The organism is Bacillus gaemokensis, from assembly GCF_001590835.1.
Classification (GTDB): domain Bacteria; phylum Bacillota; class Bacilli; order Bacillales; family Bacillaceae_G; genus Bacillus_A; species Bacillus_A gaemokensis.
In genome coordinates, this window is the sequence record NZ_LTAQ01000013.1 from 22294 (window position 1) to 33963 (window position 11670).

Annotated in this window: 9 protein-coding genes and 1 pseudogene; 3 read left to right on the forward strand and 7 right to left on the reverse strand. The window is 36.6% G+C overall.

Annotated features, from left to right (window positions below; translation table 11 throughout):
- The first annotated feature begins 25 nt into the window (after positions 1–25).
- The gene (recU, locus tag AZF08_RS14245) at positions 26–628 is read left to right on the forward strand and encodes a Holliday junction resolvase RecU (RefSeq protein WP_033676901.1); all 603 of its coding nucleotides are present in this window, start codon (positions 26–28) and stop codon (positions 626–628) included.
- A gap of 65 nt (positions 629–693) precedes the next feature.
- Positions 694–3420, forward strand: coding sequence for a penicillin-binding protein 1A (locus tag AZF08_RS14250; RefSeq protein WP_033676903.1), 2727 nt, complete (start codon positions 694–696; stop codon positions 3418–3420).
- A gap of 20 nt (positions 3421–3440) precedes the next feature.
- On the opposite strand, the gene AZF08_RS14255 is transcribed toward AZF08_RS14250, so the two are convergent.
- The 7 genes from AZF08_RS14255 to dinG all read right to left on the reverse strand — a co-directional run bounded on the left by AZF08_RS14255 (position 3441) and on the right by dinG (position 10404).
- Entirely contained in the window at positions 3441–3959 is a 519-nt protein-coding gene (locus AZF08_RS14255; RefSeq protein ID WP_033676905.1) for a YpoC family protein, read from the reverse strand.
- 3 nt (positions 3960–3962) lie between these two features.
- Complete coding sequence (nth, locus tag AZF08_RS14260; RefSeq protein WP_033676906.1) at positions 3963–4610, reverse strand: endonuclease III; 648 nt, start codon at positions 4608–4610, stop codon at positions 3963–3965.
- Between the two features lie 15 nt (positions 4611–4625).
- Positions 4626–5333, reverse strand: coding sequence for a DNA replication protein DnaD (dnaD, locus tag AZF08_RS14265; RefSeq protein ID WP_033676908.1), 708 nt, complete (start codon positions 5331–5333; stop codon positions 4626–4628).
- 147 nt (positions 5334–5480) lie between these two features.
- Positions 5481–6668, reverse strand: coding sequence for an aspartate transaminase AspB (gene aspB, locus AZF08_RS14270; protein ID WP_033676910.1), 1188 nt, complete (start codon positions 6666–6668; stop codon positions 5481–5483).
- Between the two features lie 19 nt (positions 6669–6687).
- Complete coding sequence (locus tag AZF08_RS14275) at positions 6688–7173, reverse strand: cell wall elongation regulator TseB-like domain-containing protein (protein ID WP_033676912.1); 486 nt, start codon at positions 7171–7173, stop codon at positions 6688–6690.
- Positions 7174–7180: 7 nt separating this feature from the next.
- Positions 7181–7351 carry a YpmA family protein gene (locus AZF08_RS14280; protein ID WP_000412180.1) on the reverse strand — a complete coding sequence of 57 codons (171 nt, stop codon included), beginning with the start codon at positions 7349–7351 and terminating at the stop codon, positions 7181–7183.
- A 260-nt stretch (positions 7352–7611) separates the two neighbouring features.
- Positions 7612–10404 (reverse strand): ATP-dependent DNA helicase DinG, encoded by a 2793-nt coding sequence (gene dinG / locus AZF08_RS14285; protein ID WP_033676914.1) that lies wholly within the window; start codon positions 10402–10404, stop codon positions 7612–7614.
- A 191-nt stretch (positions 10405–10595) separates the two neighbouring features.
- Between dinG and AZF08_RS28715 the strand changes: the two are divergent.
- A pseudogene (locus tag AZF08_RS28715) lies at positions 10596–11670 on the forward strand (IS3 family transposase); the annotation flags it as partial.

Sequence of the window (11670 nt, forward strand, 5' to 3'; positions counted from 1 at the left end):
CTAAGTAAGTTGGAGTGGACAAAATATGACCATTCGTTACCCAAACGGAAAAAGGTATAACCAAGCTTTACAGCCCCAAAAAACACAAATAAAAAAACATACTTATGGTAATAGAGGTATGTCCCTTGAAGAGGAATTAAATGAAACAAATGAATATTATTTAACCCATAATATCGCTTGTATTCACAAAAAGCCGACTCCTCTTCAAATTGTAAAAGTAGATTACCCTGCTCGAAGTGCTGCCGTTGTCAAAGAAGCTTACTTTAAACAGCCCTCCACAACGGATTACAATGGTGTATACAAAGGAAAATACATTGACTTTGAAGCAAAGGAAACAAAAAATAAAACAAGTTTCCCACTACAAAACTTCCACCTTCATCAAATCGAGCATATGAAACAAGTGCTCGCACATAATGGAATTGCATTTGTTATTATTAAATTTACGCTTTATGATGAATTTTATTTACTCGATGCAAAACATATTATTTCATTTTGGAATCGCCAAGATGCTGGTGGACGCAAATCGATTACGAAACAAGAAATCGAAGAGCACGGATCCTTGCTGTCGTGCGGTTATCACCCTCGAATCGATTATATCCGTGTACTAGACACGGTTTATTTTTCGTGATAGAGTCAACAATAAGGCTCTTTTTTCGACTTTTGGGGAGAAAATGAAAGGTAGGAGAAAGTATAATGTCAGAAAATTATCGTTCTCGTACAGAACGAAAACATGCACAACATCAACAACAAGAAACAAATCAACCGGAGAAACCAAAGAAAAAAGGCTCCTTTTTTAAGAAATTTGTAATTGGTTGCCTACTTCTTGGTATTATTGGCCTTGTAGCTGGAGTTTCTGCTTTCTTTATAATGGTGAAAGACGCTCCAAAGCTAGATAAAGCAAAACTTGTCAATCCACTATCAGCGAAATTTTATGATAAAGACAAGAATCTTTTTTATGAGTATGGTGTGGAAAAACGAACAAACGTCAATTACGATCAAATTCCAAAGGTAGTAGAAAGTGCATTCCTTGCTACTGAGGATGCTCGTTTTTATGATCACAATGGAATTGACTTTAGACGTACCGGAAAAGCAGTTTTTGAAAACATCACAGGTGGTTTTGGATCACAAGGTGGTAGTACGATTACGCAACAGGTAATCAAAAACTACTTTCTAACGATGGAAAAAACATCAAAACGAAAAGTACAAGAATGGTATTTAGCTTATAAATTGGAGCAACAATACTCTAAACATGAAATTTTAGAAATGTACTTAAACAAAATCAATCTAGGTAACCGCTCTTACGGGGTTGCAACAGCAGCAAAAAATTATTATGGAAAAGACTTAAAAGATTTAAAATTACATGAAGCTGCTATGCTTGCTGGATTACCACAAGGTCCAAACATTTATGATCCAACGAAAAAAAACAATGTAGAACGTGCAACGAAACGTCGTAACGTTGTATTATCGTTAATGAATCGCCATAATTTCATTACAAAACAAGAGATGGATGAAGCGATGGCAATTCCAGTAACAGAAGGACTTCTTCCTTCTAACGAAGTTACTGCAATGCCTTACCAAGCCTATTTAGACGCAGTTGTAAAAGAAATTGAAAAGGAAATGCCTGATGTAAACATTGGATCTGACGGATTACAAATTTACACGACACTGGATCAGAAGGCACAAAAATACGCTGAAGAATTACTAGACGGGAACAGTATTAACTATCCAAACGATCGTTTCCAAGGTTCTTTCGTATTTATGGATACAGCATCCGGTGAAGTCCGCGCAATTGGTGCTGGACGTAAAGAAAGTAAATCTGTATTTAAAGGCCATAATATGGCGGTTGATATGGAACGTCAAGTAGGTTCAACAATGAAACCAATTTTCGATTATGGTCCTGCTATTGAATATATGCAATGGTCAACATACCATCAACTAAACGACTCAGAATATACGTATTCAGACGGGAAAAAAATCCGAAATGCTACAGGTAACTATAAAGGTGACGTTTCTTTACGTGAAGCATTGAAAAAATCTTTAAATATTCCAGCTTTAAAAACTGCACAAGCGGTTGGGTTAGACAAATCAAAAGAATTTGCTGAAGGACTTGGTATGACTTTCAAAGAGCCAGCATACGAATCAACAGCAATTGGTAGTAACAATGCTTCTCCATTAGATGTAGCTGGTGCATATGGAGCATTTGGTAATGACGGGAAATATACTAAACCACATTTTGTAACAAAAGTTGTTTTTCCTGATGGAAAAGAGAAAAGCTTTAAACAAAAAGAAAAACGAGTAATGCACGATTACACAGCCTACATGATTACAGATGTCCTTCGTGACGTTGTTAAACCAGGTGCTGGTGGTACAGGGCCAACAGCCTATGTATCAGGCATTGATGTGGCTGGTAAAACAGGAACACAGAACTATGATCCAAAAGCAATTAAAAAACATAATATCCCAGAAAGTGCCAACAGGGACAGTTGGTTTGCAGGTTATTCACCGCAATATACAATGTCAGTATGGACTGGATATACAGAAGATTCTCCTGAAAACTATATTGCAGATAAATCACCTTCACTTCGAATTGCACAACAAATATTTAAAGCAATGATGAGTGAATTTGCTACAGATACATCTCGTTTTGAGCGACCTTCTTCAGTAGAACTAGTAAACGAAGAGCTCTATGTAAAAGGTGCTAAAAAAGATGCTGTTAAAGTCATTAAAGTCGATCCACCTACTGGAGTAACTCCAGCTTATGATGCAGCGTCTAATGCGATTAGCCTAAGTTGGTCTGGTCCTTCTGATGCTACCTCTTATGCTGCAAGCTATAAAGGAAGTGATGGTTCTAGTGGTAGCTTATCTGTAAGCGGCACAACAGCTTCACTTGGTGGTGTAAAGCCAGGCGTTACTTATAGCTTCTCTGTCGTAGCGAAAAAAGGTACTGGAACAAGCGATGCAGCTAGCGTATCTTTGACAGTTCCTGGTGAAAATGAAGATGCTAAGAAGAAAGCTGAAGATGATGCAGCGGCTAAGAAAAAGGCTGAAGATGATGCAGCGGCTAAGAAAAAAGCTGAAGACGACGCAGCAGCCAAGAAAAAAGCTGGAGATGACGCAGCAGCCAAGAAAAAAGCTGAAGATGACGCTAAGAAAAAGGCTGAAGATGATGCAGCAGCTAAGAAAAAAGCTGAAGACGACGCAGCAGCTAAGAAAAAGGCTGAAGACGACGCAGCAGCCAAGAAAAAAGCTGAAGATGACGCAGCAGCCAAGAAAAAAGCTGAAGATGACGCTAAGAAAGAAAAAGAAAAAGAAAAGGATAAGGAAAACCATAATCCAGAACCACCAAAGGATCCAAACAAGCCACATGATGGAGAAACTCCTCCTCAAGCAGATGGCGATCTTATCACAACAGAATCATAATAAAAAAGAAGTCACCTCTCCTATCGAGATGGTGACTTCTTTTTTATTATGATTTTTTTAGCATACAGCTTTTCTATTTCTACATATAGCTCTGTTAATTGGATATATGAATGATAATGATTAGGTTGTCCCATGATGTATGAATACCGTTCCATAAAATTAACAGGTTGTATCTCTAGTCGTTCTATATTTTTTTTTACATCTTTTAAGCTAGGTATCGCTTGTTCATTAAGCCAATATAAAATTGATAATAAATGCGCAGCAAAATGAATCATAGGATCTCTCGCTTCTTTTCGCTTTCTATTTCGAAATAATGTAGCAATGGTATCTTTCTTACTTTTCCATACATTAAATACAATTGGAATACTCTTATCTATTTCATGCCAAGGCTTATATTGCTTTTCTATATCATATAAGAAATACGTACTTTTTATTATATCTTCAAAAGACTGATCCAGACTATATATAATCTTATCCGTATTCCCTTCGAAAAACGGAATACACTGAAACTCATCAGGTACTTGTACAACTCGTTCCATTCTTTATTTCCCCTTCATCCGCTTTTTTCCTTCACGGCATACATCTAATAGTCGACACTCTTCACATTGCGGCCGCTGCGCCTTACAATGATAACGTCCAAAGAAAATCATACGGTGATGTGTAACTCCCCACTCTTCCATTGGTACTTTCTTCATTAATGTTTTTTCTACTTCTAAAACAGAATCTTTCCACTTACAAATAGCCAAACGTTTACTTACCCGTTCTACGTGTGTATCAACAGCAATAGCTGGAATCCCAAACGCAACCGAAACAACAACATTCGCCGTTTTCCTACCCACACCTGGTAAATTTGTTAATTCATCACGATCCTCTGGAACCTTGCCATTATAATCATCCAGTAGCATCCTACATAACTTCTGAATATTCTTCGCCTTATTCCGGTACAATCCAATTGAACGAATATCTTGTTGTAGCTCTTCTAAAGAAACATTTAAATAATCTTCAGGTGTCTTATATTTTTGAAATAAGCTTTTCGTTACTTTATTTACAAGTACATCTGTACATTGCGCGGATAATGCAACCGCAATTACAAGTTCAAATGGATTGTCATGATTTAATTCGCAATGTGCTTCCGGATACATGTCCGCCATTGTATCTAAGCAATAACGAATTTGTGTCTTATTTAACATACCTGTCCTCCTATATCACTGCTCCAGCCAATTATAAAAAGGCACTTTCCCTGTATATTTTGTCTCTTGTTTCGATATTTGCTGCGAGCGTTGCTGATTCGCTCTAAATTTCCGCCCTTGATCTTGCGCTTGATCGACAGTCTTAATTCCATTCTTTTTCCACTCAAATAAAATACGATCAATATATCGAAAGTTAAGTTTTCCACTCATAACAGCTTCTCGAAGGGCAGCCTGAATTAAATTCGGATGATGCTGATCTTGATCTTGCCACATCGCTAATGTTTCACATTCAAAAGGCGATAAGGGTCTCCCAAATTCATGCTCAAAGATTGTATATAAATTTACTTGCAGTTGTTTTTGTTCTTTTTCTTCCTCTTCTATTGTTTCATTCATTAAAAAGTGCAGGATTTTTTCCCAAAGTGGTTGCAATGAATAGCTTTCACACATCATCGCTTCAGACTTTTGACCGCCTTCTAATGCTAAAAAGCCTTTTTGAATTAACATTTGAATAACTTCCATGCATTTCATTTCTGTGATTGTCATTCGTTCTGCAATCTCTGAAGGGGTTGGAAACGAATTACCCGACTCTAGAAAAGTATGCACATGAAGTACAACCATAAATTCCATCTCATTTAAACCTAATTTTTTATAATGCATCATAAGTAATTTAGGAATTGCAATACTACCTTGTTCAAACCACTGTAACATCATTTTTTTCTTCATGACAAAACACCTCGCCTTCTAGTATAACACACCTGTTACCATTTCTTTTTACCACAATTCGTCAAAAAACCTCCCTATAGATAGGGAGGTCATCTTCATTTGTTTCAAGTAACTTATATGGTAGAAAAATAAAAACAAGCTGCTTTTTTAAGCCTGTACTTTACTTTTCATAAACGTCTGAATTCGTTCTAATGCTTTCTCTAATTGTTCAAGAGATGTTGCATATGATAAACGAACATTGTTTGGTGCACCAAATCCTGTTCCTGGAACAAGAGCTACTTTTTCTTCTTCTAACAAGGCTTTTGCCCAATCATCAACTGTTTCGTATCCAGCTAATGCTACGGCTTCTTTTACATTTGGGAATAAGTAAAATGCACCTTGTGGTTTAATGCAAGTAAAACCAGGGATCTGAATCAATTTATCATAAATAATGTTTAATCGTTCTTCAAATGCTTGACGCATCATTTCTACCGGCTCTTGTGAACCCGCATATGCAGCTATTGCACCGTATTGAGCTATTGAAGTAGGGTTTGACGTACTATGACTTGCTAAGTTCGTCATCGCTTTAATAAGCTGCTTATTTCCTGCTGCATAACCAATGCGCCATCCAGTCATAGAATGTGATTTAGATACACCATTAATAATAAGTGTTTGTTCTTTTAATGCATTAGAAAGCTGGGCAATAGAAGTATACTCTACTCCACCATAAACCAATTTCTCATAAATTTCATCAGAAACGATTAAAATGTCGTGTTCTAAACATACTTCTCCAAGCTGCTGTAATTCTTCTTTGCTATAAATCATCCCTGTCGGGTTGCTCGGTGAATTAATAATAACAGCTTTTGTTTTCTCTGTAATTGCCCCGCGTAGCTGCTCTGGCGTAATTTTGTAGTGATTGTCTTCTAAGCCTTCTACATATACAGGTTCTCCACCTGCAAGTTTTACTTGTTCAGGATAACTTACCCAATAAGGAGTTGGAATAATAACTTCATCTCCTTCGTCAAGTAACACTTGGAATAATGTATAAAGTGCATGCTTAGCTCCATTACATACAATAACTTCAGCCTGATCATACACTAGTCCTTGATCACGAGTAAATTTCTTCACGATTTCTTGTTTTAGCGCCTTCAATCCACCAGTTGGTGTATATTTTGTATGTCCTTCTAACATTGCTTGTTGTGCAGCATTCATAATATGCTCCGGTGTATTAAAGTCAGGTTCCCCTGCACCTAATCCGATTACATCATGCCCCTCAGCTTTTAATGCTTGTGCCTTTGCTGTAATTTCTAAAGTTGAAGACGGTGTTAAAGCAGCTACTCGCTTTGCTAATTTCATTTGTGGTTTCCCCCTGTATCTATTTTTCAATGCTGTAACGTGCAGCATATTTCCCATCTTGAAATTCTAGATAATAATACGTATAACGACCTTCCTGATCAATATATGTAATTTCCCACAACGGAACATCGTTTTCGGCACCTAATTTGGCCTTTACAAATTCTTTTGGCTTAAGTTCTCCAATTTCCGCAGCCGCCTTTTGTAAAGCTTCCTTCTCAGAAATACCTTCGTTCTTTTTCTTTACTAGAACATTTCCTTTTTTCTCAGGTACCCAAACAATGATTTGTTCTCCTTTTTCATCCACACCTTGTACGACTGCATATGAAGATTTTCCGTTATAATAGTCAACAGTTTTTACCTTTGTAAGTTTTGCTTTTTCTTTCGCAATCTCTACAACCTTTGACTCTTTCGGAATCTTCTTTTCCATTGTCGTATTATAGACGTGCACCCCATATAACCCAATGGCAACGATAACGATAATGATGGCAAAGATCCACTTTTTCATTGTATCACTACGTTCTGTATATCGTAAATACGGCTGTTTCTTTTTCGTTCTCGTCCAGTGCCAATCCGAACATGAGGTCTTGCTCTTTTAAAGTGCGATTCAAACTATCAACAATTTTATATAAGTCAGACGAATATTTAATACGCGTCGTTGATAGCACTTCGATTTTCTTCTCCATGAAAACTCCTCCGTTACACAAAAATTTCTAATTATAGAAGAACGCAATGCGGTTACAATAAGAGTACATTCTTTACAACCCCTGCTTCATCACCCATCTATTATAGCAGGACATGTTCAGCAAAAAAAGGTTTCAAATCGAAAAGCAATACATTTGTATACAAGAAGTAAGAAAAATAAAATTCCTCCTACCCACATTTTACGCCTGAAGTACCACGTACTTCAGGCGTATTTTTCATCGCACTCCGCTATTCATATGTTTCATTCTTCTAATTGACTCAGAAGTTCTTCTAATGGCCCCTCATAAAGAGGAACATTCGGGATAGATTGTAGAAATCTTTTTCCATAGAAAGAGTTGGTTAAACGACGATCTAACACAAACACCGTTCCGGTATCCGTAGTTGTCCGGATCAATCGACCAAATCCTTGTTTAAAACGAAGAATTGCTTGTGGAAGTGCTAACTTCGTAAATACATCTTCTCCTTTATTTTTCAACCATTCGCTTTTCGCTTCCATCATCGGCTGATGAGGAGGTGTAAACGGTAAACGAACGATGACAAGACAACTTAAAGCATCGCCTGGGATATCAATACCTTCCCAAAAACTGCTTGTTCCTAACAGAATTGCTTTGTCAAACTCTTGAAATTTGCGGATCAAACGACTACGACTACGATTATGAACACTTTGCGTTAGTAGTAAGTAACCCTCTAATTCATCCTCATTTTTTAAAGTTGCATATGTTTCTTTCAACATTTCATATGAAGTAAATAAAACGAGCATTCTTCCATTTGTCGCTTTAGCAATCTTCATAATATGCTGCGATATTTCTCTAATATATTCTTCTTCACTCACTTGCTTAATAAGAGGAACATCCGTTGAAACCATTAGCTTCACTTGCTTTTCATAATGAAACGGGGATGACACTGTTAATGTATCTGGCGCAAAGTCATGTAATGCTAGTTCCTCTTTTATATAGTCGAATGTATGATTAACAGTTAACGTTGCCGACGTAAAAATAACGCTTCGCTTTTTTGTTAAAAACTCGTCAGCAAATCTTTCTCCTATATGAACAGGCTGTGCATATAACACCGTGGAATGAATTGTACCTTTCGTTTCCGTTTCCATCCATGTCACATATGAGTTTTTTTCTAATATAAGTAGCTGTAATGAATGAACCATCTTTCGTAATAACTCAATAAGATGCATAAACTCTCCTGTAACAACATGCATCTCCCATTCTAAATTACTCTGCAACACATCGGATTGTTGCTCTAATACAGTCAGTAATTTTTGCAGTTCATATACAAATCGATTTGTTAACTCTACTATGCTACTCCATAACTTTCCATGCTCTTGTTCCGTATTATACCGATAAATAAGCGGCATATTACTTGTTCCTTGTTCCCCGTTTGTTTGTTGGAATATAAAGGAACGTAGCATTTGAAATAATTCATCGGCATCAAATTTGATTTCCTTGAGCCTATGACTGATCATACGAAAAGTGGAGCGGGATGCTTGCCCTGTTTTTTTCATCATCTTATACACTTTGGACAGTACATCATCTGTTTCTAGCGTACCAAAACGTGATAGAACCAATTGAAAATACATACACGAAAACTGTTCTCCAAGCGTTCTACTCGCTACTTCTTCAATATGATGGGCTTCATCAAAAATAATATGTTCACACAATGCCAAAAACGGTTCTTCACTAACAAAATCTTGAAATAGTAAAGCATGATTTGTAATAACAATATCTGCAAATAACGCTTTATTCTTTGCCCGTTGATAAAAACAACGGCTAAACCAATTACTTTGTATTCCACCTGGGCTATATGTGTCACTGCAAATACGATTCCATAGTATTTTTCCACCTTCTGGAATATTCAATTCATCACGGTCACCAGTTTCCGTTTGCAATAACCATACTAATATTTTTGCTTTCGTCAGCGCAGCATCATAGTTCTTCTCTTCTTCTTGCAAAGCATATTCGAATTTATGTAAACAAAGATAGTGCTTTCTTCCTTTTAAAAGTGCAACTTCAAATGGAAATGGTAATATACTTTGCAATAACGGAATTTCCCTTTCAAGTATTTGTTGTTGAAGCTGTACTGTTTGCGTGCTTATAATAACTGGTTCTTCTTTTTTCTTTGCAAAATAAATGCTTGGAAGTAAATAGGCAAGTGTCTTCCCTGTACCTGTTCCTGCTTCAATTAGAGAAAAACGCGAGTCTCTTAACGCTGTATATATTTCCTTCATCATTCTCTGTTGGCTTTCTCTTCTTTCAAACTTTGGCATTTTTAATTCAAGCTGCTCCATGGACTTATATAAAAAAGCATCGAATTTAGGTGGACAAGTTTCCCCTAGTTCTAATGAATAATTTCGTTTTCGCAATGCAATATTTCGATGTATTTCATATTCCTTTACCTTTTCTGTACCATGCATCATTTTCTTCAAAATATTTTCTGAAATTATATTAGCTATATCACTTTGGAATACGTCACTTAACTCATATAAAGACTGCGACGTAACAAGCGGTAGGTTTTCTAATTGATTTAGAAATTGTAAAAATAATTCTGCTGTTGCAAGAGCATCACTATCCGCACGATGCGGTTGATCATGCTCTAATTCATGTTTTTTTGCTAAATCACGTAATTTATAACTATCAGCTGTCGGCAGTAAGATTTGTGCCAATTCAACCGTATCAATTTTAGGACAATGTATTTCTGTATATCCAGCCTGCTTTAATTCTTCTTTTAAAAAATTCCAATCAAAGTGAATGTTGTGTGCAACAAAATAAGCACCGTGTAATAACTCAACAATCATCGGAGCTACATCACGAAATAGCGGGGCTTGTTTTACAAGATTTTCATCAATCCCTGTTAGTTCAGTAATAAATGGGGGAATCTCTCTCTTCGGGTTAACAAAAGACGAAAAAATCTCCAATATTTCTCCATCTTCCACTACCACAGCTGCAATTTGGGTGATTTTGTCCTTCCCATCTTTCCAGGAGTTCCCTGTCGTCTCTAAATCAACAACGACATAACGCTTACTCATATGTAACACCTCAATTTCTTACCTTTCAAACAACAAAAATTCATATATTGTTACTATACCACGTTTTGTATCATCTTAATGAAAAGATACATAAAATGAAATGATTTTGTTTCAAAATAAAAAGATATCGCTCCATTGAACTGCACCTCCAATTGTTAGACACAGTCTAACAATTGGAGGTGCAGTTTTTTATGACTAAATTTTCTTCAAAAGAAAAAATACAAGCAGTAAGACGATATTTAGAAGGAGCTGAAAGCGGGAAAACCATTGCCAAATCGATAGGTGTTGCTTCCTGTATATTCTACGAATGGACTAGGCGATATGAATCTTATGGTGAAAAAGCCTTTGAACAACGCTATATATCCTACACGACACGTTATAAACTAGATGTACTTCATTATATGAATGAACAAGGGACATCTATCAGGGAAACAGCGGCAATTTTCAACATTCCGTCTTACGAAACACTTCGGAAATGGAAAATCGCTTATGAAACAGGAGGATTGGATGCCCTACAATCAAAGAAAAAGGGGCGTCCATCCATGAAAGATAAAAAAACGAAAACAGTAGTTGAAGGCTCAATAGAAGCCCTACAAGCGGAAAATGAGCGTTTACGTATGGAAAATGCATATTTAAAAAAGTTGAATGCCTTAGTTCAAAACAAGGAAAAGTCACCAAACAAGACAAAGCGCAAGTAGTCTATGAGTTAAGGCATGAATTTCCCGTCAAGGAACTACTTCAACTCGCAGACCTTCCGCGTAGCACGTACTATTATTGGATGAAACATTTCAATCGTCCTGATGGAAATGCAGAGTTAAAAGAACTGATTCGAGCTATTTATGATGAACATGATGGGTGTTATGGCTATCGTCGTATTCGTGATGAACTGACAAACCGCGGACTCAAAGTAAATCATAAAAAAGTGTACCGTCTGATGAAAGAATTAGGCTTGAAATGTCTCGTGCGTATGAAACAATATCGTTCTTATAAAGGGAACGTTGGAAAAATTGCACCGAATATTTTAAATCGCAATTTCCAAGCGGAAAAACCAAATGAAAAATGGGTTACGGACATTACGGAGTTTAAATTGTTTGGAGAGAAGTTATATCTATCACCGATGTTGGATTTATTTAATGGTGAAATTATCACATATACAATTGGTTCAAGACCAACCTATTCCCTTGTTTCAACAATGTTAGACCAATCTTTTGAACGTTTAACGGGAGAAGATACACTTCTCATTCATTCTGATCAAGGATGGCACTA

Coding starts and splice junctions, on each gene's coding strand:
- AZF08_RS14255 (WP_033676905.1), bottom strand. CDS start 3,959: ATGGAACGAGTTGTACAAGTACCTGATGAGTTTCAGTGTATTCCGTTT.
- AZF08_RS14280 (WP_000412180.1), bottom strand. CDS start 7,351: ATGGAGAAGAAAATCGAAGTGCTATCAACGACGCGTATTAAATATTCG.
- AZF08_RS14275 (WP_033676912.1), bottom strand. CDS start 7,173: ATGAAAAAGTGGATCTTTGCCATCATTATCGTTATCGTTGCCATTGGG.
- dinG (WP_033676914.1), bottom strand. CDS start 10,404: ATGAGTAAGCGTTATGTCGTTGTTGATTTAGAGACGACAGGGAACTCC.
- aspB (WP_033676910.1), bottom strand. CDS start 6,668: ATGAAATTAGCAAAGCGAGTAGCTGCTTTAACACCGTCTTCAACTTTA.
- nth (WP_033676906.1), bottom strand. CDS start 4,610: ATGTTAAATAAGACACAAATTCGTTATTGCTTAGATACAATGGCGGAC.
- AZF08_RS14250 (WP_033676903.1), top strand. CDS start 694: ATGTCAGAAAATTATCGTTCTCGTACAGAACGAAAACATGCACAACAT.
- dnaD (WP_033676908.1), bottom strand. CDS start 5,333: ATGAAGAAAAAAATGATGTTACAGTGGTTTGAACAAGGTAGTATTGCA.
- recU (WP_033676901.1), top strand. CDS start 26: ATGACCATTCGTTACCCAAACGGAAAAAGGTATAACCAAGCTTTACAG.